The organism is Gracilibacillus caseinilyticus (genome assembly GCF_022919115.1).
Lineage (GTDB): Bacteria > Bacillota > Bacilli > Bacillales > Amphibacillaceae > Gracilibacillus > Gracilibacillus caseinilyticus.
In genome coordinates this window covers 1,745,301-1,770,084 of sequence record NZ_CP095072.1, presented here as the reverse complement: position 1 = coordinate 1,770,084, position 24,784 = coordinate 1,745,301, and the positions used below count along the sequence as shown (strand labels likewise).

Below are 24,784 nucleotides of genomic sequence, written 5' to 3'. Positions count from 1 at the left end.
GAAGTACTAATGAAAAGATTTCTAAAAGTCATTCAGGCAAATAATTTGTTTATCAAAATCTTTCTCGTCATGGTAATCAGCATTCTAGCTGTCTCCTTATCGATCACGTACAGCAGTATCCAGATGTCGAGTAACTTATTTATGGATACGTTCAGTATTACCAATTCAAAAATCATGAATCAGATTACCGAAAGAATTGACAATTTCACGGAATCTACTGTCTCTGCCTCATTGGAAGTAGAAACAAATGGTGTGATGAAACAGGCATTGTTAGAAAGTCACCCTACCACCGTCGATGTGTCTAATTTTTATTATGAAATGAAATATGAAATGGACAGAATCTATGCGGAGGTAGACCCTAATGATGCCAACATGATCATTATGAGTAATAATCGTCAAATCTTTAATATGAATTATATTAAATGGCCGGTAAATGGAAACAAGCTGGCTAACTCTGATTTAATTAAGCGCGTCCAGGAAAGCTCGAATGATATTGTCTACCAGTTTGAGAACTCTGAAGTCACGAATGGTGTCCCTATGATCGTTGCCTCAAAAGCATTACGTTTACAATCGGACTATATTTATGGTTATTTGTTTTTTTCATTAACAGAGCGTGATCTGAGGGAGTTCTACGAAAGTTATACGAGTGCCGGCAACAATGTTATGTTAATTACTCCCGGTGGAAAAATTATTTCTAGTAATTTAAAAGAACGTATTGGTGACACGTCAGAGAAATTGCTAAACTATGCAAAAAGCTTTGAAGATGAGAATTTGGAATATCGCCAAGTGAACGTGTTCGAACATGAATATACGATTCTTTCACAATATCTTCCAAGTCTTGATGTTTATCTGGTGAACTTGATTGATCAGAAAGTGGTGGCTGATAATGTGATTGATACCAGCGATATTATCTTAATTAGTGTGGCTATCGTTGGCATTGCCGTACTGGTCGCGTTCTTGATTTTGCGAAGAATGACTGTCTCGATCAGTCAATTGGTGAATCAAATTTCAGACATGGGAAGGTACCAGTTCAATAAACCGTTAAAAGTAACAGGTGGCTATGAAACTCAAAAGATAGCCGAAGCATTTAATTATATGTTAAATGAATTACAGGATTATGTGCAATTACTTATGAATACTCAGGAAAAACAGAGAAAAGCTGAATTAGAAGCATTACAGCATCAAATCAATCCACATTTCATTTATAACACGTTAGCATCGATCAAATTTATGATCAAACAAGAAAAACAAGAAACAGCTGAGAATACGATGGATTCGTTTATTGCACTTATTCAAAATTCATTAAGTAATGTTGACGAAACAGTAAGTGTCGAACAAGAACTGGAAAATTTAAAGAACTATGTACAAATTAATCAAGCCCGTTATGGCGATCGGATTAAAGTTAATTATTTAATTTCTCCAGATTGCCTGGATCTGTACTTGCCTAAGCTTGTATTACAACCATTTATAGAAAATGCATTCTTCCATGCATTTACCAAAAAGAAAAACGGCTTTATTCAAATATTGATTGCACGTCGTGATAATCAGTTAGTATGTGAGATTGTCGATAATGGAGATGGAATGGTCTCCGATCAGATCGATAACAAAACGGTAAAAACGAAGCGAAAACGACAATTGTTCAGCGGGATTGGTGTAAAGAATGTACACGAGCGTATTCAATTACTGTATGGGAAAGAATATGGTGTCGAAATTGAAAGCGAGCTTGCCAAAGGGACGAAAGTGATTATTGTTCTTCCTGTTCACGAGCACCCGGAATAACTGGAGATTACCATCAGTGCAGGTGATGGCTCCCTCTTCATTGCTTATTTATCGGTAATTCAATATGGTAAACTCATTATCTAAAAAAAATACCTTTTTCCAAAAAATCTACGAATAGCATTTTATGGATTTGTCCATTCTAAAAATAGTCTTATTTATTACTAAAGATCATCCAAGATGACTTTAGTATTTTTTTGTTACAATCATGTTACATCGTTGAAAACGATTTCAACGAAACTTATAAAAAAATATATAGGGGGTTTTTAGCAATGAGTAAACGTATCACAAACAAATTTTGGCTGCTAATGATAGCGCTTCTAACAGCTACTGTTTTAGCAGCATGTTCTGGTGGAGATGATTCATCTGAGGGAGATTCAGAAGGTGGAGACGATGCTTCAGGTACTTCTCAACTGACTGCATGGGCATGGGATCCTAACTTTAATATTGCAGCACTTGAACTTGCGAAAGAAAATTATGACGCTGAAGGTTTTGAATTAGAAATTATTGAAAATGCACAAGATGATATCGTTCAAAAACTTAACACTGGTCTTAGCTCTGGTACGATGAAAGGTATGCCAAACATTGTATTAATCGAAGATCAACGTGCACAAAGCTTTTTACAATCTTATCCGGATGCATTCTATCCAATCGGAGATTATTTCAATACAGAAGATTTCGCTTCCTATAAAATTGCACCAACCAGTCTAGATGGTAAACAGTACGGACTTCCATTCGATACTGGTGCTACAGGTTTCTTCTATCGTACAGATTACCTTGAGGAAGCTGGTTACACACAAGATGATTTAACAAATATTACATGGGCTAAATTCGTTGAAATTGCAAAAAATGTAAAAGAAAAAACAGGTCACCCTATGCTGGCACTTGATCCAAATGATTTAGGTATTTTACGTGTCATGATGCAAACAACAGGTACTTGGTACACAAATGAAGATGGCGAAATCAATTTATTAGATAACGAGCCATTAAAATTAGCATTAACTCACTACAAAGAACTAATGTCAAATGATCTTGTACAATTAGTATCTGATTGGAGCCAATACTTAGCCGCATTCAACAGTGGTGACGTAGCATCTGTTCCTGCTGGTAACTGGATCGCTGCTAGTGTCGAAGCAGAAGAGTCTCAATCAGGTAAATGGAGAGTTGCTCCAACACCACGTTTAGACATGGAAGGTGCAAAAAATGCATCCAACCAAGGTGGTAGCTCATGGTATGTCTTAAACATTGACGGTAAAGAAGCAGCAGCAGAATTTTTAGGCAAAACATTCGGATCTAACACTGACTTCTACCAAAGCCTTGTAGAAGATGTAGGCGCACTTGGAACATACACTCCTGCATCTGAAGGTGATGCTTACCAGTTCGAAAACGAATTCTTTAACAACCAGCAAGTAGTATATGACTTCTCGCAATGGATGGAAGAAATTCCACAAGTTGATTACGGCATGAACACTTACGGAATCGAAGACATTCTAGCAGCAGAAATCCAACAATACTTGAATGGTAAATCTCTAGAAGACGTACTAGCTGACGCACAAGCACAAGCAGAAAACCAATTTAAGTAAGAAAAGCGCAGAGCGTTGGGTAGCAACGTATGGTCTGGACTGAAGCGCAGGCGATAAAGGAATCACAGCGACGAAGGAGCTGATGATGACTTATCGGAGGGCGATTCGTGAAGTCGCCTAGTTGCTGACGCTCGGAGCTAGACACATGAAAAGCGCAGAGCGCTGGTTAGCAACGTACAAATTCTTAACTGATCCATCAAAAAATAAATAAAGCCCTTAAGGGAGAGCCCCACGAGGTAGCGGGCTCCCCTTAAAAGGGTATATGAACACAATCTATTGAATCAAAGAAAACTCATGAATGAGGAGGGGGAACAAACGTGAATCAATCTTCCAATACTGTATCAAAGCAACCGCAAACTTCACTGATGCACCGATTAAAAAAGAATTATATTGGCTGGATTTTTATCCTCTTATCTGTAATAGGTATCAGTCTCTTTTATTTTTACCCAATGATTCAAGCATTCCTGCTATCCTTACAATCAGGTATGGGTGCTAATCTAGAATTTGTCGGTTTTGACAACTATGTAAGATTATTTAATGACCCGACCTTTATTACAGCTTTAACGAATACCGTTCTTTATTTGTTAATTCAAGTACCTGTAATGATTGTATTAGCACTGATTTTTTCCGTGTTATTAAATGATCCTACATTGAAATTTAAAGGCTTTTTCCGTACAGCTATTTTCTTACCGGCAGTTACATCACTAGTAGCATACGCTGTTATATTCAAATATTTATTTGCGAATAACGGGTTAGTGAATGACTTTTTGATGGGGATGAACCTCATCTCCAGCCCAATTGCATGGCTTTCAGATCCATTCTGGGCTAAAATCACGATTATTATTGCGATTACATGGAGATGGACAGGATACAATATGATTTTCTATCTATCCGCACTGCAAAACGTGGATAAATCAATCTATGAAGCGGCAAAAATTGATGGTGCTTCATCAGTGCAACAATTTTTCCAAATTACGATACCAATGCTTAAACCGATCATCTTATTTACTTCTATCGTATCTACGATCGGTACGTTACAACTATTTGATGAAGTAATGAACATTACGAGTGGTGGTCCTGGTAACGCAACAATGACAATTTCTATGTATATTTATAACTTATCGTTTGAATATACGCCAGACTTTGGATATGCAGCAACTGTTTCTTATGTCATCTTGATCCTAGTTGTAATTCTATCCTTTATTCAATTTAAAGTGGCAGGTGATCGAGATTGAAAAAACTAAAACGATTTTTCATCTATTTATTTCTTAGTGTAGCCGCGTTTGTTTCGATTTTTCCATTTTTATGGATGCTCGTGAGTATGACGAACAAATCTGTTGATGTCACACAAGGGCGTTTATTGCCTGGTACAGCATTTGTTGAGAATTTACAGAATTTATTAGATCAGACGCAAATCGGTACAGCCATATGGAATTCCCTTATCATTGCGGTTATTACCACATTCCTAACCCTTTTAATCGGTTCCATGGCTGGTTATGGTTTTGAGATTTATCGCTCAAAAGGAAAAGATATCGTCTTCAGCGTTTTGATTCTGTCGATGATGATTCCATTTGCTGCAATCATGATTCCACTGTACCGCTTATTTGGTCAGGTGTCTGCTGATGCACCGTTAATCGGTCTTGATACATTAGCAGCTGCCTTATTGCCAACGATTATTACAGCGTTTTTCATCTTCTTCTTCCGTCAAAACACGAAGATGTTTGCGAGGGATTTAGTGGAAGCTGGCAGAATTGATGGCCTTAGTGAGATCGGAATTTTCTTCCGTATCTATCTTCCGACGATGAAAACAACATATGCAGCCGCTGCGATTATCGCTTTTATGAATAGCTGGAATAACTATCTATGGCCATTAGTTGTATTACAATCGCCAGAAAAGCAAACGATTCCGTTATTAATCTCGAACCTTGGAGCTGGTTATACACCAGATTACGGTGTGATTATGACTGCGATCGTTATCGCAACCCTTCCAACAGCACTTGTATTCTTCTTGATGCAAAGACATTTCGTTGCTGGTATGATGGGTTCTGTAAAAGGTTAATTTTTATAAGGAAAACCATCGGCATTTTGAGGAAGCCGATGGTTTTTTTGTTGATTATTTTACGAACGTATTTTTTTGTTGAATGACATCGATTAATTCGAATTTCGTAACATCTACCAAACCTCGATTTGAAATACGAATTTCTGGTATAACTGGCAAAGCAATCAGTGAGAAAGTCATAAATGGCGCATGAATGCTGCAACCTAACTCTTGCCATGCTGCCTCCATTTGTTTCACCTGCTTGACCACCGTCTCAAGCGGCTTGTCCGACATTAAACCGGCAATCGGCATGGGAACATGTGCTAACACCTTTCCATCTTTAACAACAATCATTCCACCACCGGATTCCGCTAATTTATTGGCCGCAATTGCCATATCCTCACGATCAACACCCATGACGAGCAAGTTATGACTGTCATGTGCAACAGTGGAAGCAACAGCACCTGATTGCAAACCGAAGCCTTTAGCAAATGCCAATGAAATCTGACCAGTTCCATGATGGCGATCGATACAGGCGAGCTGAATGATATCCTGTTCCAAATCCATTTGAATAACATGATCCTCTACTTGTAAACTTGCTTCCATGCGTTCCGTTCTGGCACTGTTTTCGATGGCAAGAATTCCGTTAATCATCACTTGCTTTGCTTCCGTATCCGTCACGTAAGCAAAGTCGGAAGGATATAAGGAGCGCGCTAATTTGACCGTGTTTTTCGCTTTGTCGGGATAGGTATACACCGGAATTTCTTTAACGATTTGATCATTTGCCACAACGATTTCTCCATCTGTAATTACTGTAGTGGCGTCCATTGCCTGGAGGTCCTCCAGAATAATAAGATCCGCTTTTTTACCAGGCGTAATACTTCCCATTTGCTTATCCATCTGAAAATATCGAGCGACATTGATCGTTGCCATCTGAATAGCCAGAACCGGATCTGTTCCTTCTTCTATCGCACGGCGAACAACATGATTCAATTGCCCTTTTTCGACTAACGTTTGGGGATAGACATCATCCGTCACTAACGTCACATTCGTCGGATCAATTCCGTCTTCTGTAACGATCTTGATTACTTCTTTCACATCATGCCATGCAGACCCTTCACGGATCATAATATGCATACCCAGTCGTGCTTTCTCCAGAGCCTGCTCCCTTGCGACGGTTTCATGACATGAGTCTACACCTGAAGCGATATATGCCTGAAGCATACCATTCGTCCCATCAGGAAAATGACCTGTAACCGTCTTGTTAGCTGCTATTGTCGCTTCTATTTCTTTGATCATTTTGGGATCGTCATACACGACACCAGGAAAATTCATGACTTCTCCAAGACCTACGACACCGTCCCATGTCAGACCTTTTTCAATATCTTTTTCGTCAAGCGTTGCCCCGGCATCTTCTAAATCATTGGTAGCTGGGACACAGGAAGGAAACGTTGTATAAACCTTTAAAGGCAGTTGTCTTCCTTCTTCATGCATCAACCTTACCCCTTCTGCTCCAAGGACATTGGCAATTTCATGCGGATCCATGAACACAGCTGTCGTTCCTTTTCTGAGTGCTGCTTTGGCAAACTCTGTAACAGACAGCATTGTACTTTCCACATGCATGTGACCATCCATAAGCCCCGGGGAGATGTATTTTCCACTTGCATCTATAACTGTTGTCTCCTTACCAATAACATGATCAGCTTTCCCGATAAATGCGATTCTGTCTGATTTTATCGCCACGTCAATACCAGGCTGTAATTCTCTTGTCATCACGTTAACTAACGTCCCATTTTGTATGACTAGATCTGCTTTTTCTTCACCGAGTGCTACTTTCCTCAATAATTGTCTGCTCATATTTTGGGCTCCTCTCCTTGTTTTACATGCTATATGGAGGAGAATTCTCTCATATAGTTTAACGATTTATGGTCGTTAAGTAGATACGCCTACGCCTTATTCATAAGCTTATACATGTTTTACTCATATTACGATTGTAAGCGCTTGAGCGTCAATGTTTTTCTACTGTCTCGATTGTGGTAAAATGGATAATACATTAACTACATTTAGGAGAAAAAAATAATGCGAAATTCTTTATTTGCTGCAACCGAATGGATAACCCGATTTGCTTATGTGAATTTGCTGTGGATCGCTTTTACGATTCTGGGATTGGGGATCTTCGGGTTATTCCCAGCGACAGTTGCCATGTTCACCTTGATTCGTCAATGGATAATGGGAAACACGGATCAACCAGTCTTCGCACAATTCTGGGAAACGTATAAAGCTGAGTTTTGGAAAAGTAATTTGTTCGGATTGATTTTTTACGCTTTAGCTATTATCTTCTTTATTAACTTCCAATTCATCCAATACAACCAGGAGGGATTGTTAGGGATTATTAAGATACCATTATACTTGTTTATGTTAGCAGTTTCTTTAACTTTGATATATATTATACCAACATTTGTCCATTATGACGTGCGATTTATCGATGTTTGGAAAAATGCTTTTTTTATCATGTTAATTCATCCATTACATAATATTGCCATGTTAGCTGGTACTGCCTGTATGCTATATGTGATGTGGCTGATTCCAGGTTCGTTATTTTTCTTCGGCGCCAGTTTACCAGCTTATATCATTATGGGAACGACTTACCATACATTTAAGAAAGTAGCAGCCAAACAGGAGCAGTTGTAGACTTGATTGGCCGGCGTGAATTCTTAGCATATGAAATAGTTCAAAATGACAATAAAGCTAGTCCTGTATTACGAGGTACTAGCTTTTTTTTACGCAAAAAAATAAATAAGCGTTTGGCTGTTTACGTCTATTATTCTTCGAAGATTTATCATGAAGATTAATCCATTGGTGTATCCGGGGAACTATCGATTGTAACAGATAAATGTGAATCCACCCCTATATTTTTGGGGAGTAACGTTGGCTAACTGTACTTTTTGAGGTGTTGTCTAGCTTTTGGGATCTTTTCCTCTGCTATTCGATACAAATCTTCAGATTCTGCTTTCCCTTTTGACTCCTTTCCCCACTTTCAATACAAACCTTCGCATTCTGCTTTCTCTTTTGGCTCCTTTTCACGATTAGGATACAAATCTTCCACATATCGTATAAGATTTGTATTCTTTCACATGATGACCTTATGATTTGTTAAGCAAAAAGACCGGCATCAATGCCGGTCTTCTCATTCATATAACCAAATAATACTTGTAACACCACGTGGATAATATTTGCTACCAATGATTTCGCCGGAGAGGATCTGATCGCTCCAGCTCCAGATCGATAAGATTGGATGTGTTAGCCATTTTACATGAGCTTGATCCGCTTTTGCTCCTTGATCGCCCCATGGAAATCCTAAAATCTCACGGGTAATAAATTGATTTAAATAAATCTTACTTAACCAGGAATTATTGCTTGTTGAAGAGATTTTCCAGCCGCCATCCTCAAATAGACAGACACCTTCTGTTAAAACAGTTTGCAAATGCTGTTTTAGCACGTTGATGTAGGTACCAAAACGACCTTCTGGATCCAACGCATCCTTATTATTTGTAAAATACGGATAGACTAATCCTTCAATTGCCGGAATAATTTTCGAATCGTTTCCTTCTCCGATAACGGCAGGGACATAGCCGTCCTCTGTTACATTTTCGACAATTGTATTCGCACATCTAACTGCCTGATCACCTGCTAATGCGGCAAGCTCTTCCATCCCTTGCTCCTTAAAAATCTTTTCTAATGCAAGATAGCTAGCCCAGTTTTTTCCTGCTAAATAAATATTGTTGCGAGCCTGACCTAAAGAAACATCCAGACTGTCATACGTCGTAATCTCTGCTCCACCTTTTACACGGGAAGAATCAAGCCCCATTACCCCATTTCGTTTAGCTGGCTCAGGATGATCTCTATTTACCATACTTTGCAACGTCTGCTCTAAAACACCGATATTATCGGCAAGCCACGCCTGATCGCCCGTTTGTTCCACATACACCGAAGCAGTTAAAATAAAATTAACAAGCTGTTCATGAGTCATGTGGGAAAAGCAGTCATCCAAGCCATACATTTCATAAGACGAATAATGTGGTCTTGAAATGGCGTTCGCTACACCCATATCATGGGTAAAGCTGATACCGCCAGGATACTCGGTTTCATCACTTGGAAAACGAACGGTATCGATGTAGCTGAAGCGCTCAATGAAATATTGAAGCTCATTTTTTACGGTCCAAGGGTTTTGTTTCAACTCAAAAAACATCTGGTCTACCGTTAAATCAAATGTATTCATCATCCGGTATTCGCCCTCATTCACATTCCAAAAAACATCATTATCTGTCGTCGCGAGCATTTGCGTCGAGCCGTAATAACTGCGAATCGCATGCGTCATCATAAAGCGCTGATCCTCTGAAAGATGGTCAGCCTCCACCAGCTGATTGGACTTGATTGCTCTTTCCTTTATTTCCTCAAAATGATCTAACGTATACGCCGCTACTTCTTCAATATTTGCAAAATGCTTGGTATAGTAATAACTTGTATCGAGTCCTGTCGTAACCATTCCACCTCGGTAAAAGCTTAAAGCAAATTGATACGTTTTCTTTTCTCCCGCCGGAACATCCATCACCAGTGCACCGATCGGCCCTAGCCCGAATGTCCAATTCTCTTCGTGTTCCGTAACCAGCAGCTTTTCAATACTAAATTGCAGTGCAGCCTGCACATCAGGATCCTTCGTCGTAATCGCCGTTAATCTTCCCTGGCCAACGCCCTGAATTCCATCCATCGTATCATTAAGACGACGCATTGCACTGTACACATCACTGCCTTCATAGCCAAAAAAAGCTCGACGATCGCGATCACCATTTCGGTTATCAATCGTTATTTCCGCAATAACGGAAGGGACAATTGTATGTTTCATCTCCGTTTCATTCGCTTGATCAGGATCAGGTACTCCCACTGCTTGTGAATAAATAGTAAACGTTAAATCTCCTGCAGTCCACTGATCCGTTCCTAAAGCGAACTGGCGCTTTACTGATTCTTTTGCAAAAGGTTCAACAAGCTGTTCTGTAATTGGGTTATGCTCGATATTTTCGACATCGTAACGTTTACTTTCATCTTCCCCAGTATCGAAAAATGGCAAAGCCTGATACTTCCCAGCTTCCTGTTTCTTTTCAACTCCGATATATACGCTTTTTTTAGGAGAACGACCTAATTCTAAATCAAATCCACCCCCAGCCCCAGGAAAGCCTAAGGTAAAGCTGGAAAAAGCACCAATTGGTGAATGATGAGCATTAAAAAACTGATTCTCTGGCATATTGATAACTCCTTTATCCTTTTATTGATCCTGCCGCAATACCTTCGACAATTCGGTTACTTAAGACAAGGAAAGCTATTAAGATCGGGATGATACTGATCATTAATGTCGCCCCGATTGCGCCCCAATCCGTTAAGTATTGACCGATAAAGTTCTGAATACCTACTGTTAATGTCTTAAATTCATCCGAGCTGATAAAAGTATTAACAAACACAAATTCATTCCAGTTATAAATCATATTAATAATTGCCGTTGTGGCCAGCACTGGTGTTGTCATTGGTAAGGTAATCTGAAAAAAGATCCGATGAACAGAGCACCCGTCCACTACTGCCGCTTCTTCAATCTCACGCGGTAATGTATAATAAAAACCTAACAAAATCATAATTGTTAATGGTAAATTAAATGCTGTATACGATAATACCAATGACAATGGATGATCAATTAAGTTCAGTTTCAAGAAAAACGAAAATAACGGTATTAGCGCGGAATGAATGGGCACCATTAAACCGACCATAAACAGTCCTAATACCAACTTGCTTCCTTTCCAATACATTCTCGTTATCGCAAAGGTAACAAAACTAGCTAACAAAATTGTCAACAACACCGACGCCACCGTAATCCAGACGCTATTGAAAAAATAGAGACTGATATTTCCATCCGTCCAGACACGGACATAGTTTTCCCATCGTGGATCTTGAGGCAGTGAGAATGGTGACATCCCAAAAACTTCTGCATTACTTTTTAATGAAAACTGAAACAACCATACCAATGGATATATCTGAAAAATCGCTACAATGATTAATGCGATATAAAGCAGCGTCATACCAATTCTGGTCCATAAGCTTGTTTCTCCGGCAGCTTCTTTTTTTATCTGTGCAATTTCTGCTCCCATTTGAATTCCTTCCTTCCGTTAATACTGTACTTCATCTTCTGTTGCTGTTAATTTACGTGTTAACCAGGTCACGATTAACGTAATAATCAATAAGAAAAAGGCAATCGCACTTCCATATCCGAAATCGAACGTATCGAAAGCTTTCTTGTACATATAAGATGCGATTACTTCACTCGCACCATTTGGCCCCCCGCCAGTCATTACATAAATCAAATCAAAATATTTTAATGAACCGACGATAGCCAGTACAACAGTCACTTTAATCACACCAGAAATAAGTGGTACTTTAATTTTATAAGCAATTTGTATAGGATTGGCACCATCAATTTTGGCAGCTTCCACTAAAGATTCAGGGATTCCTTTTAATGCAGCATAATAGATAATGATGTAGAAACCAGCATATTGCCAAAGAATTGCTACAAAAATTGCATATAAAACTAAATTCGTATCGGCAAGCCAAGAAGGCGGTGTCTCTACTCCCATGCTCATAAGCAGGCTGTTAAGCATACCATTGTTAGGATCATAGATTTTGATCCATAATTGCGCGATTGCAACCGATGATAAAAGCATCGGGATCAAATAAATCTTTCTGAATAAATCCGAGCCTTTAATCTTACCTGCTAAAACAAGCGATACAATTAAATAACCGGCCAGACTTAACGTAGAGAAAAATGCTAGCAGAAAAGAATGTTTAGCACTTTCCCAAAACTTCGGATCTTGAATCAAGTCGATATAGTTTTCAATACCAACAAACGTCATGGTAGCCATACCGTTCCATTCCATCAGGCCATAATAGCCCGTTAACAGCATTGGTCCATAGATAAGACCGACAATTAAGATCAATGCCGGCAGCACGTATAAAGCAATGACTGCCTTGTTTGACATGACTTTGTTCATGTTTATTGCTCCTTTATGTTAAAAATATAGATGATTTAGAAAAGGATATATTTCATATAAAATATATCCTTTTCTGTTGCTAATCTTATTCTTCTTGTGCTAGTGCATTTTCTTGTTCTTTCACAAATTCTTCTGGAGAAACAGCATCACCAAATAATGCCTGAATCATATCCAAATGCACCTCTGCTACCGCTGCACTCATTTGTACGTCGGCATACAACGTGATATTCGAAGCTTGATTTAAGTCATTTAATACATCCACGTACATTTGTGGTAAATCAGTACCTTCTGTATCTACCTTCGTTGCTGGGATTACACCCGCTTTTTCTACAGATTGCTCACCCCATTTTTCAACAAAGAAACTGACAAAGTCTTTCGCTTCTTCTTTCACATCAGAATTTTCTGCTACAAACAGTCCGACACCAGGGCCACCAACAAAGCTGTCTTTGTCGCCTTCTCCACCTTCAACGACAGGGAATTTCATATAGCCAATCGAATCTCTGAATTCCTGTGGATTATCTTCATTTGTTGTCCATTCTGGTAAGTCCCAAGAACCCATTAAATACATCGCAGCCTGCTCATTAATGAAATAACCTTTTGCTTCATCGTTACCTAAACCGTTATAACCATTTAAAAACGCGCCCATATCTACTAAACTCTTTAGTTCTTCTGCAGCTTGAACTAATGCTGGATCTTCGAAACTGCCAGTTCTGTTGATTGCATTATTTAAACTTTGCGGACCACCGATTCGATCTGCCAGGTACATATACCACATTGATCCAGTCCAACGATCTTTGTTTCCTAATGCAATTGGCGTCACACCGTTATCTACTAACGTTTGTACGACTTGCTTAAATTCTTCAAATGTTTCTGGAACTTCTACGCCATTTTCTTCAAAAATAGCTTTATTGTAAAACAATGGTGTAATATTCAGTTCTAGTGGTAAACCGTAAGTAGTATCATCGATAGCATATGCTTCTGCTGTACCAGGGACAAATTTATCCTTTAATGGTCCCTCTAATAAATCATCTAACGAAGCAAACATATTACCACTTACATAAGGCTCCAGGAAGCCTGCTGCCCAAGTCATTCCAACATCCGGCAACTCATTTGAAGTAGAAAGCACTTTCAATTTTTCTTTGTATTGTTCGTTGCTTAATATTTCTACTTCTACTTTGACATCTGAATGATTGGACTCATACTCATCGATAATTCCTTCGACAATTTCGTAATGCTGTTTGGAGCTTCCTTCTGGCCATAAGTGCATAAATTCGATTGTTTTAACATCACCACCTGAACCGCTTTCATTTTCACCAGAGCTTGCTTCATCTGAATCACCACCACATGCAGCAAGTACTAATACAATAGCGAATGCAATAAGCAGCAAAAGCTTTTTCCACACATGTTTCATTTTTGAATACCCCCATTTAGAATGTTTTTTAAGATCTGTTTAAGTGTATCACCGAGGGTATTTATCCGTAAGGTAACAATCATTAGGTAAAATACCACTTATTTTAGGAATCGCTTACATTTTGCTTACGAAAACTGTTTGGTGTCAAATTCTCATATTGTTTAAATAGCTTAATAAAGTATTTGGATGTATGATAGCCTGTCTTTTCTGCTATTTCTGCAATGGTGAGATTAGTGGATAACAATAACTTCTTTGCTTCTTGCATTCGTTTTCTTGTCACGTATACACTAAAGGTAATCTGGAGCTCTTCTTTAAAAAGAGCACTTAAATAACTGGCATTCAAATGTACTTCATTGGCTACTTGTTTCAAGGTCAGTTCCTTATCAAAGTGCTGTTCAATATAATCAAGTGCATGTTCCACTCCAGGACTGTACTTACTCTTTTGCTGCATCTCTAATAACTTTCCGTCGATCATTTTGGAAAAAATGTCCGTTTCTTCGCGTTGCTTTTCTACATCTATCGCTTTTTCTATTGCATTCATCAGTTTTTCTTTTGCAATTGGCTTTAATAAATAATTGACAACACCTAGTTCCAGTGCTTCATGTGCATAATCAAACTCTGAATATGCGGATACCACAATCACGACTGGCTCTTGGGCTTTTTTCTTCAGCTGCTTGAGTAACTCTAATCCGGACACCTCAGGCATACGAATATCCGTAATCAACACATGTACTTTCTGATTATCAATACGTTCCATTGCCTCTTTTGCATCATTTGCTGTGATGACTTGAAATTGATCAATATAGGTACGTTCAATGGTTTTTTTAATTCCTTGACGACTCTTCGGCTCATCATCTACAACCAATATTACTTTCTGATTCATACTAACAGACCCCTTCTATATTGGAATTTCGAAGCTTACCTTTGTACCTTTACCTTCCTCACTTTCGATGGTAATCTTACGTGTATCATCTTCCTCGAAGAACATACGTAACCGTTGCTGTACATTTTGTAAAGCTAAACCATGCCGCTTACTGCCACCAGCAATGCTTCCATCCATTCGGCTCTGTACCTCTTGACGTTTTTGCTCACTCATACCCGGACCATCATCCGCTACAGCAATTCGCAGCCTATTTGCATTGGTCACTTTTTCTACAGTAACTGTCACGACACTAGACCCTATCACATTTCCTGCCCCGTGAAGGATTGCGTTCTCTACTAACGGTTGAATCATTAACTTAGGGATTTGCACATCCAGCCAATCGACGTTCACATTCTTTCGCCAATACAAACGGTCACCAAATCGCATTCTCATAATTTGCATATAGCGGTCAATGTGCTCTAACTCCTCTTCAATCGTCACCCACTCATCTTCTTTTTCCTTCGCAATGGTATAACGGAATAATTCTGACATTGCCAAGACAACATTTGCTAGCTCTTCTTCTTCCTTTTCATCTAACGACCAATAAAGAGCATCTAACGTGTTAAACAAAAAGTGAGGATGGATTTGCGCTTGGATTGCTTTCAGCTCTGTGCGATTTTTGATAATTTCTTTTTCATATACCATCTCAATTAAATAGTTGGTTTCCTCTGCTAATTGATTATAAGTCTGATTGAGTTCATTAATTTCATTGGTAGAATGAATGACAGGATTATGGGCCAGAATTCCCTCTCCCGCCTGTCTCATCGTCTTCGTTAATCTAGTGATCGGTCTTGTAATAAAAGTCGACAGAAAGAAAGCGAAAATAAAAAATATGCCCAGTCCAATCAGTCCTGCAATTACAATCCCTGCCTGTACAGTTGATATACCTGCTGTTAATTGGTTCACAGGTGACAAATTATACATCGTCCACCCCGTGACCTCGGATGTTTCTTGGACTAACATGTATTCCTTCCCATCTATTTCAATGGTCTCGTCATCTGTATTCAAAATTTCTCCCAATACTTCATTAGGATAATTACTAACAATCAGTTCCTTTTGCTCATCCACTAAAATGCTGTATTCGTTTGTATCCTCAGATTGATTAGGATTCAACTGAAAATAATTCCGATTTATGCGAGCAACAATAAAACCACCAGGATTAAAATTGTCTCCAATTAGATTAATCCGTCTTCCGACGAGAAAGTAATTATGATCTAATGGATCTTCTCCCATCCAAACTAATCGACCGCCCTTCGCATCCGCTTTCATTATCCATCTGCGATTAAGACGATCAGGTAATACCGTCGAATCAATTGGGATGATACGTTGATTGTTGCTATTGTAAATTTCGACCGCATAAATACCATCTGCATTTGCCTGAATCAAATTGGTCGTATTCATTAAAGATTGTCTACCGTTAAATGATGTAGTCTCTCCATTTGCTTCTCGTTGTAACACATCTTGCACTTTTTCATTTGTGATCACTTGTTTAGTTACCATATTCAACTGCTCAAACAGAGAATCATAGCGACCTGACGATTCCAGAACCGTTCGCTGTATTTGTTCCTCTGCATTGTTTTGCAGTAAATCTTTCACCTGAATAAAAGTGATAGCACTTACAATAAACAACACCATACACATCACTACAAGATAAACGACAAGCAGTTGATTTCTTAGTGTATTCCATTTCCTTACGTATTGCATCATGCCAAACACTCCAAATTGTCAGAATACTTTGTTTATGCGATAACCAAAGTCTGCTACTATTATACTATGAAATGGTTATATAAAAAACAAATTTTAAGCAAAAAAGCACTCCGTTAACTTAATCATTAACGAAGTGCTTGGATAACTTCTATTCCATTGTCTTTCAAATCGTATAGTTGTTGATCAGGAGCATTACTATCCGTAATAATCCGCTGTACTTTATCAATTGGTGCTACATGGGCAAATGCTTTCATATGGAATTTCTGATGATTCGCCAGTAAATAAGTAGTATCTGCAATATCAATCATTTTTTGTTTCACTCGTGCTTGTTGCTCATTCGATTCACTCATTCCTTTTTCAAGATGGACACCTTTGCAGGAAAGAAAGGCTTTATTGACATGATACAGGTCCAATGAACTTACCGCTAATGGACCAACGAATGACAACGACCTGGGTAACAAGGTACCACCGCTTGAAATGACGGCTATATGCTTTTTCTTACTTAATTCCAATACAACATTCACTGAGTTAGTTAACACAGTAATCGGTATATTCGGAAGGTTCTTCGCTACATACCACGCTGTCGTACTGGCATCCAGTAAAATCTTATCTGATTCTACAATATGTTTAACCGCCTCTTGGGCAATTGCTTTTTTCTCATCGACATACATCACTTCTCGCTCTTGAAAAGGAATCTCTGGACCGTCCTGAGTATTAGCAATACTAACTGCCCCACCGTGACTCCGGGCTAATTTCTTTTCTTTTTCTAATTTCTCTAAGTCTCTGCGAATTGTCTCATCTGTCACAGAAAATTGACTGGCGAGTTCTGATACTCGAATACTTTTTCGTTGATTAACGACTTCCACAATACGTTGGTGTCTTTCGGCAACTAACATGACCATTCTCCTACCTTCGTTCTTCAAACATCCTATTACTGACTATAGGCAATTTCAAAGCAAAATTCAACTATTTCTCTCCTATATGTGACGTATGCGTATTCCGCCTAATCTTGTAACCGCATACATTTTATCTGTTTCTTTTTGAAAATGTTTGATATTATTTTATCATAGAATAAAACAAATACAAATAAAAACACAAACCTTTTACAGCTTGTGTTTAAAAAAATCTTTCAAGAAGTGATTCACACCTTCTTCATCATTAGTAAATTCTGTTGTTATCTCTGTTATTTTTTTGATCTGATCGGTCGCATTCTTCATTGCAACTGGATAACCGACAATCTCCATCATCGCGATGTCGTTGTTACTGTCCCCGATCGCTAATACCGTCTCAGCATCAAGGCCATAGTGTTCTAACAAAGCGGAGATACCCGTTGCTTTATGGACATTGGCCACCATCACCTCCACATTATGTGGGGATGAGGAAGAAGTGGAAAAAGCAACCTCCTGCTTAAGCTGTTCTAATTCGGAAATCCATTGTTGCATGTGCTGATGTCGATCAGCAAAACAGTACATCTTCGCGTATGGAACATCTGGTAGCTCGTCCACCCATTCAATTGCTTGAGCTATCGCCTCTTCCCTTTCCAGCCATTCATGGAGACCAACTTCATCGGGCTTATTCTGTTTAATCATTTGCTCCATGTAGTGCTGATCACCTTTAAGCGTCGTGCGATTCCCATTAACAGGATGTACTTCATAGAAAATATGATGCTCTCTCGCCAACTGAATGACGCGATCGACAACCTCTGGCGATAATTGATGCTGACGTAATATCTTCTCATCCAAATACGTAATCATACCATTCGCAGTGACAATACCATCAAGCTCAACGTTACCTTCCGTAATGTCGAGTACTTCTTTATAAGAGCGACCCGTGACAATAAATACTTTAACTCCAAGCTGACGAATTTGCTCGATCACGTTCCTCGTATTTTGTACCAATTGATTATGATTGTTCAGAATCGTTCCATCCATATCCAGACAGACAGCTTTTATCTCTTTCATGTGATTGTCCCCTTTCGTATAACGACGAAAATAGTATAACATATGATGTTAGCAAAAAAATAATCTGTGAATGTTGGGTGATGATCATAGAGTATGCTCTTGGACAGTTTTTTCGCTTTCCATCTAATTTTGGTCCATAAAATTAAAAAAACCACACGCATTATCGTTTTACGCGTGTGGTAATGTTTTATTTATGCTTTGTTTCTAATGGCGTTAAATTCGCTTCGATTTCTTCACGTTTATCGGCTAAAAAAGGTGGCAAAGCCAACGCTTCTCCTAAAGCCTCCATATTCTCATCGGTTGCGAATCCCGGTCCATCTGTTGCCAATTCAATTAAGATTCCATTTGATTCACGGAAATATAACGATTGAAAATAGTAACGATCAACAATTCCTGAGTTTGGTAATCTTTGTTGACGAATCACATCTCGCCATGCTTCTAGTTCCTCGACATCTTCAACACGAAAAGCAACGTGATGTACACTGCCTCGCCCTGGCCGTTCTTTTTGTAATTCTGGTCGCACTTCGACATGGACTTCGGCTCCCGTTCCGCCTTCTCCTGTGGAAAAAACGTCGATTTCACGGCCATTCAAAAGTGAATAATTACCTTCATGCCGGAATCCCAATACATCCGTCAGAATGCTTTTCGTCGGTGCCAATTCTGGAATAGTGAAGTGAACTGGTCCTAATCCAATCACAGCGTTTTCCTCTTCCACTCCATTTCCGTTCCACGGGACACCTGCAGCAACTCCTGTATTCGTTTCGTCGGATACCAATATCAACCGTTGCCCTTCATGATCTTGAAAAGGTAACACTTGGCGACCAAACTGTTCACTGATCCCATCATGAACGATATCATACTGATCAAAGCGATCCTGCCAATAGGCTAACGCTTGATCACTTCCCACACGTAATGATGTGGTGGAGATACTATTGTTACCTGTATACGTATGCCCTGCATTATTTATTTCAAAGAAAGTTAAATCAGTGCCTGGACTTCCCTTTTCATCTGCATAAAACAAATGGTACATACTCGGATCATCCTGATTGACTGTTTTTTTGACAAGTCGCATTCCTAAAATATTTGTGTAGAAATCGAAGTTATCCTGCGCATTGGCAGTGATCGCGGAAACATGATGAATTCCTTTTAATTGCATGATGCATTCCTCCATTTCTTTACATATAGTATACACAAAATTTATCTTGAATTCAAGATAGTTGCTTGAATTGACTTTTTTCTATTATTTGATAAAATTTTGTTAATTACATAAGTATGATCACTACTAGGGGTGCCTATGAGCATAGGTTGAGAGAAAAGCGCGCATAAGCTTTTTAACTCTAAGAACCTGATCTGGTTGGTACCAGCGTAGGGAAGTAGCTCTATTCTTGATACGGTATAACCAGTTTCTTTATTAGAATCTGGCTTTTTATTTTCCTTCAGCTGAGATCCCTTATGATAACAAAAGGAGGGAAAATATGAATCGTACATTATTATTAACCACAATGGCTGTTTTTATTGCCATCGGGACACTTGGTTCCCAGTTTCTTTGGTTTCCGACAGGTATTGCCAAAGCATACCCTGTCCAGCATGCTGTGAACGTGATGGCAGCGGTAACGTTAGGCCCCGTTCCAGCAGTTATCATTGCCTTCATGATTGGCTTACTACGAAATTTATTAGGGTTAGGTACATTGCTCGCTTTTCCGGGTGGTATGGTCGGGGCTTTACTTGCAGGTTATTTGTATCGATGGACGAATAAACGTACACTCGCTGGTATTGGTGAAATGATCGGAACTGGTATCCTTGGCTCTCTGCTTTCTGTGCCATATGCAAAAGTGTTGATGGGGTCATCTGTTGGTGCGTTCGCATTTTTGCCAGGATTTCTTGTCAGCAGTGTAACCGGAGCTATTATTGGACTATTCATTTTATCAAGGATAAAAAACGCTCCACTTATGCAACAAAGCGCATCAAACAGATAGTGAGTACTTTGATCCTTATAATTTTCACTTACGGAGAAACAAAATAAATAAGTAAAACCGAGCATAACTAACTTATGGGGGCAAGTAGTGGTTGGCCGGAGCGGTATCATACCACTAAAAATATGTCAAAATGACTTCTAGGCTGGTTGACATAATCCATATTATAGGAACTCAACTTCATGTTCAATATGATTACTGCTGTGGCTGCACTTATATACTTTCTTGACTGATAAAAAGAAACGCTCAGAGTTTTTTGAACTCTGGGCGTTTTTATATCATATATTTTTATCGTTTACTAAATGTATCAGGATCTGGTCCAACACGCTCGTCTTTATTCATATCATGGATCAGCTTCATCTCTGCATCTGTTAGTTCAAAATCAAACACATCCGCATTATCCTGGATACGATGTTGTTTGACGGATTTCGGAATCGTCACAACACCTTGCTGTAAGTCCCAACGCAGAATTACTTGTGCCGTTGACTTGCCATGGCGTTTTGCAATATCCGTTAAAGTCAGATCATCCAGGACTTTACCTTGTTTAAGTGGAGACCATGCTTCTAATTGGATATTGTGTTTTTTACAATAATCATGTAAACTGCGTTGCTGCAAGTGTGGGTGATACTCTACCTGATTCACCATTGGTGTGATCGCTGCATCCTTTATCAGGTCATCCAAGTGATGCTCTTTGAAATTACTTACACCGATTGCACGGATTTTTCCGTCGTTGTAAAGTTTCTCCATTGCTTTCCAAGTCTCTTTGTATTTATTTTGCTCAGGTACTGGCCAGTGGATTAGATAAAGATCGAGATACTCTAATCCTAATTTATTTAATGTCGTTTCAAATGCTTGTAATGTCTCGTCATAACCTTGGTCACCATTCCAAAGTTTTGATGTAATAAATAACTCTTCTCGAGGAATACCAGAATCCTTGATTGCTTTCCCTACACCTTCTTCATTCCCATAAATAGCTGCTGTATCAATGCTTTTATATCCATGTTCCAGTGCCCATTTAACAGATTGATAGACTTCTTCCCCTTCTTCTACTAAGAATACACCAAGTCCAAACCATGGCATTTTCACACCATTATGTAAGGTCGTAGTAGCTTGTAAACTGTTTACCATTTTCAATTCCTCCTTTTTATCTCATTTACCCTATATTGCCATAGTCTAATACTATTTTAAAAATATTGTGCTCATAAACTTGGCAGAACAAGCCACCAAGAAATTCTTAGTGGCTTCTCCGTCATATTTGTTCTATATCTTTCTCTTTGATTTCAAACTGTATATCTGCAACATTTTTAATAAACGCTTGATCATGAGTGACAAAAATGATCGTCCCTTGATATGCCTTTATAAATCGTTCTAGAGCTTCGACAGCATGGATATCTAAAAAATTGGTCGGTTCATCTAATAGTAAAATATTATTTTCTCCCAAGAAAAGCTGACTTAACTGGAGCCGAATTGCTTCTCCACCGCTTAAAGCCTTCACTTTTTTTCGTAAATCTGTACCAATAAACTGCATCGCATGTAATACACTGCGCAACATTCCATCTTCATAGTCTGACCGATTTTTCACGAATTGCCATACCGTTTCATCACACGTAAATTGATAACTCATTTGGCGAAAGAACCCGATTTCCGCTTTAGGAGAAATGGTTAATCTGGATTTATTATTGGCAAAATGGTACAGTAATGTACTTTTCCCACTGCCATTTGGTCCTGTGATGGCAATTTTTTTACCAAGTGGCAATTGGAAACTCATTATGCTAGCACATTAAATATCTCAATATGGATGCTCGGCTAGCAATGGCTAGTTAACATAATCCATATTATAAGAACCAATTTTCTTTTCCAACAAAAAAATAAGACAAGGTAGCTCCTTGCCTTATTTTTGTGCGATCTGGTGAACTTTGTAATGTCGGTATTGCTGCTTCGGTATGTCCTGCAGAAAATGCGTTGGTTTTCCAATTGAAAACAATGCAAGATCATGCATCGCTCTTGTACATGCTGTGTAGAATAAGTTGCGCTCTAACTCATCCTGGAAATTTTGATCGGAAGCATCCATGATAATAACTGCATCGAATTCAATACCTTTGGCAAGATATGCTGGAATTACAACAATCCCCTTATTAAAAATATGGGCTTCCTGTGTCATTAACTCCATGGTTACCCGGTGTTTTAACCGATTATATATTGTCTGGCATTCTTCTAAAGTTTTACCGATGAGCGCGATCGTTTCATGCCCGTTTTGTTCATACAGATCAATTTGTTCCAACATTTTTTGATCGAGCATTTCCTGCTGTTCAACTTCCATCACTATCGGCGTATCCCCTTCACGTTCGAACGGTTCGATCAAATCACCATTCGGCATGAACGATTTCGTGAATTCAACAATAGGAGCCGTCGATCGATAGCTTCTCATTAAAACAATTCGTTCGTGTCGTTCCTGCCATTTTTCTGATAGTAATGTTTCATCTCTCAGCGCATGCGCATAGATCGCTTGATTAATATCACCAAGCAGTGTCATGCTGCTGACAGGAAACATTTGCTTCATTAGCACGAATTGGAAAGGTGTATAGTCTTGCGCTTCGTCGATAAACAAATGCTGAATGGTGCGCTGTGCGTCAAAGCCTAATAAATTTTTCTCAAAATAAATAAAGGCAGGTGCATCTTCCCATGTCAGATATTTCTGTTTTAAATGTTCTTCTGTCACATAGCAAATCTCTTTCCATTGCTCCGGTAATATCAAGCTTTCATCAGTAATCCACTGAACTGATGAAAACAGTTGACGGAAGGTTCGCAGTGGATCCACAAACGCTAACTGCATTACTTTTTTCCTTAGCGGTCGTAAACGCCATGCGACTACTTTTTTCCGCAATAATTCTTCCTCACGATCATAATCGTCAAAGGTATCCTCTGAAAATCGATTTTCTTCCTGCAACGTATGATGAACGTCGACATAATCTGCTTTATCTAACAATTCACTCTCTTCCAATACCCAATCCTTTTCTCGCTCCACTTTCTCCAGACGTTTCAATTGAAAAAGTATCCAGTTCGCTACTTTCTCTAATCGATCCGCTATTGGCAAACTACCTTCTGTTTGATAGAAATATTTCTCTATCATTTGCTTTGGAATAATTACCTGTCCTCTAAAGGTAATATTACGAAAAACGATGCCACGGGTTGATAAGTGCTCCAAATAATGATCAATCAGTGCTTTATAATCAAGACTTGCCTTATAATGCATGGATTCTACTCTTGCTTCATCATCATTCCCCTGTTTATTTAAGTAATATTCCATCTGTTCAAAAGGAGTTTCCAATTGAAAGCTGTCATCTAATTGGCGATGCAAATATTGATAGAACGTCATCTGCTGCATATTGTCTTCGCCTAATTCCGGAAGAACCGTTGCTACATAGCTGTTAAATAGCGGATTCGGTGAGAAAAGCACAATCTGTTCTGATGTCAACGTCTCACGATACCGGTAAAGCAAATAAGCAACACGCTGTAATGCTGCGGATGTTTTTCCACTACCGGCTACACCTTGAACAATCAACACTTTCGATCTTTCATTACGAATGATCTGGTTTTGTTCACGTTGTATGGTAGAAACAATACTTTTCATTTTCGTACTGGCCTGATTACCAAGGACTGATTGTAATAAATGATCCCCAATAGTAAGACCTGTATCAAACATTCCTTTTAATTCGCCGAACTGAATCATATATTGTCGTTTCAAGGTTATTTCCCCGGAAATATTTCCTTGAACAGTGTCGTAACTTGCCGGTCCAGGAGGATAATCATAGTACATGCTCGAAATAGGCGCTCTCCAGTCGTACACGAGAAAATTGTCTTCGTTTTCGTCTAATACAGAGGCTAATCCAATATAAATCGGCAGCTCATCAGATCCATTCTCTTCCTTGAAATCAATCCTGCCGAAGTATGGTTTGTTTTCGAGCCTGCGAAGTATATCCAGCCTTTCACTTACTTGCCCATGGCTTCTTTCTCGTTCGGACAAAAATTCCGCTTGTTGTTTAATACTAGCTTCTGTTTCTATTTTATCGTCCATTTCTTCTATATTGACGGTGACATCTTCCCAGAAATCACGTCTAATATCGATGACGTCTTCTTTTAAATCTTTTGCTTTGGATTGTAAAGAAGTAATCTTTTTTTTGATTTCATGGACGACATCGTCAACTCTTTGCTTCTCTTCTTGCCATTCTTGGTCATTCCATTCCTCTGACACTCATTCCACCTCCATTACGGTGATTTCAGATAGATATATGCGCGCAATGCATGTCGTCATTATTATATGCTAT

The 24,784-nt window shown here is 38.9% G+C and carries 19 protein-coding genes and 2 riboswitches; of the genes, 6 read left to right on the top strand and 13 right to left on the bottom strand.

What is annotated here, in order from left to right:
• Positions 1–9: 9 nt before the first annotated feature.
• The 4 genes from MUN88_RS08490 to MUN88_RS08475 all read left to right on the top strand — a co-directional run bounded on the left by MUN88_RS08490 (position 10) and on the right by MUN88_RS08475 (position 5,418).
• Positions 10–1,779: a cache domain-containing sensor histidine kinase gene (locus tag MUN88_RS08490; RefSeq protein ID WP_244723304.1), complete on the top strand. Its 1,770-nt coding sequence runs from the start codon at positions 10–12 to the stop codon at positions 1,777–1,779.
• Positions 1,780–2,048: 269 nt separating this feature from the next.
• The gene (locus MUN88_RS08485; RefSeq protein WP_244723302.1) at positions 2,049–3,359 is read left to right on the top strand and encodes an ABC transporter substrate-binding protein; all 1,311 of its coding nucleotides are present in this window, start codon (positions 2,049–2,051) and stop codon (positions 3,357–3,359) included.
• A gap of 365 nt (positions 3,360–3,724) precedes the next feature.
• On the top strand, positions 3,725–4,594 hold the full coding sequence (locus MUN88_RS08480) for a carbohydrate ABC transporter permease (protein ID WP_244724406.1): 870 nt from the start codon (positions 3,725–3,727) through the stop codon (positions 4,592–4,594).
• Complete coding sequence (locus MUN88_RS08475; RefSeq protein ID WP_244723300.1) at positions 4,591–5,418, top strand: carbohydrate ABC transporter permease; 828 nt, start codon at positions 4,591–4,593, stop codon at positions 5,416–5,418. The genes MUN88_RS08480 and MUN88_RS08475 overlap by 4 nt, the downstream gene beginning before the upstream one ends.
• Before the next feature lie 54 nt (positions 5,419–5,472).
• On the opposite strand, the gene ade is transcribed toward MUN88_RS08475, so the two are convergent.
• Positions 5,473–7,254, bottom strand: a complete 1,782-nt coding sequence (ade, locus tag MUN88_RS08470) for an adenine deaminase (protein ID WP_244723297.1) — start codon at positions 7,252–7,254, stop codon at positions 5,473–5,475.
• 34 nt (positions 7,255–7,288) lie between these two features.
• Positions 7,289–7,390: riboswitch (purine riboswitch) on the bottom strand.
• Positions 7,391–7,476: 86 nt separating this feature from the next.
• On the opposite strand from ade, the gene MUN88_RS08465 reads away from it, so the two are divergent.
• Positions 7,477–8,088 (top strand): YesL family protein, encoded by a 612-nt coding sequence (locus MUN88_RS08465; RefSeq protein WP_244723294.1) that lies wholly within the window; start codon positions 7,477–7,479, stop codon positions 8,086–8,088.
• Positions 8,089–8,584: 496 nt separating this feature from the next.
• Here the strand turns inward: MUN88_RS08465 and MUN88_RS08460 are convergent, their stop codons facing one another.
• From MUN88_RS08460 to MUN88_RS08420, 9 genes are all read right to left on the bottom strand, one after another.
• On the bottom strand, positions 8,585–10,696 hold the full coding sequence (locus tag MUN88_RS08460) for a glycoside hydrolase family 52 protein (protein ID WP_244723291.1): 2,112 nt from the start codon (positions 10,694–10,696) through the stop codon (positions 8,585–8,587).
• A 13-nt stretch (positions 10,697–10,709) separates the two neighbouring features.
• Entirely contained in the window at positions 10,710–11,519 is an 810-nt protein-coding gene (locus MUN88_RS08455; protein ID WP_244724403.1) for a carbohydrate ABC transporter permease, read from the bottom strand.
• Positions 11,520–11,606: 87 nt separating this feature from the next.
• A complete protein-coding gene (locus MUN88_RS08450) occupies positions 11,607–12,485 on the bottom strand; it encodes a carbohydrate ABC transporter permease (RefSeq protein WP_244723288.1) in 879 nt (292 codons plus the stop codon).
• Between the two features lie 85 nt (positions 12,486–12,570).
• Entirely contained in the window at positions 12,571–13,896 is a 1,326-nt protein-coding gene (locus MUN88_RS08445) for an extracellular solute-binding protein (protein ID WP_244723285.1), read from the bottom strand.
• A 103-nt stretch (positions 13,897–13,999) separates the two neighbouring features.
• On the bottom strand, positions 14,000–14,779 hold the full coding sequence (locus MUN88_RS08440; RefSeq protein WP_244723284.1) for a response regulator transcription factor: 780 nt from the start codon (positions 14,777–14,779) through the stop codon (positions 14,000–14,002).
• Between the two features lie 15 nt (positions 14,780–14,794).
• Positions 14,795–16,525 (bottom strand): sensor histidine kinase, encoded by a 1,731-nt coding sequence (locus tag MUN88_RS08435; RefSeq protein WP_244723283.1) that lies wholly within the window; start codon positions 16,523–16,525, stop codon positions 14,795–14,797.
• 125 nt (positions 16,526–16,650) lie between these two features.
• On the bottom strand, positions 16,651–17,421 hold the full coding sequence (locus MUN88_RS08430; RefSeq protein ID WP_244723282.1) for a DeoR/GlpR family DNA-binding transcription regulator: 771 nt from the start codon (positions 17,419–17,421) through the stop codon (positions 16,651–16,653).
• Positions 17,422–17,628: 207 nt separating this feature from the next.
• Positions 17,629–18,486 (bottom strand): HAD family hydrolase, encoded by an 858-nt coding sequence (locus tag MUN88_RS08425; protein ID WP_244723280.1) that lies wholly within the window; start codon positions 18,484–18,486, stop codon positions 17,629–17,631.
• A 187-nt stretch (positions 18,487–18,673) separates the two neighbouring features.
• The gene (locus MUN88_RS08420) at positions 18,674–19,642 is read right to left on the bottom strand and encodes a ring-cleaving dioxygenase (RefSeq protein ID WP_244723278.1); all 969 of its coding nucleotides are present in this window, start codon (positions 19,640–19,642) and stop codon (positions 18,674–18,676) included.
• 118 nt (positions 19,643–19,760) lie between these two features.
• Positions 19,761–19,875, top strand: a riboswitch (TPP riboswitch).
• Positions 19,876–19,961: 86 nt separating this feature from the next.
• Between MUN88_RS08420 and thiW the strand changes: the two genes are divergently transcribed.
• Positions 19,962–20,462: an energy coupling factor transporter S component ThiW gene (thiW, locus tag MUN88_RS08415; protein ID WP_244723276.1), complete on the top strand. Its 501-nt coding sequence runs from the start codon at positions 19,962–19,964 to the stop codon at positions 20,460–20,462.
• A 285-nt stretch (positions 20,463–20,747) separates the two neighbouring features.
• Here thiW and MUN88_RS08410 read toward each other — a convergent pair whose 3' ends face one another.
• The 3 genes from MUN88_RS08410 to helD form a co-directional block, all read right to left on the bottom strand.
• Positions 20,748–21,587, bottom strand: coding sequence for an aldo/keto reductase (locus MUN88_RS08410; RefSeq protein ID WP_244723274.1), 840 nt, complete (start codon positions 21,585–21,587; stop codon positions 20,748–20,750).
• 121 nt (positions 21,588–21,708) lie between these two features.
• Positions 21,709–22,227, bottom strand: a complete 519-nt coding sequence (locus MUN88_RS08405) for an ATP-binding cassette domain-containing protein (protein WP_369809963.1) — start codon at positions 22,225–22,227, stop codon at positions 21,709–21,711.
• Positions 22,228–22,350: 123 nt separating this feature from the next.
• The gene (helD, locus tag MUN88_RS08400; RefSeq protein ID WP_244723271.1) at positions 22,351–24,711 is read right to left on the bottom strand and encodes an RNA polymerase recycling motor HelD; all 2,361 of its coding nucleotides are present in this window, start codon (positions 24,709–24,711) and stop codon (positions 22,351–22,353) included.
• Between the last annotated feature and the right edge of the window lie 73 nt (positions 24,712–24,784).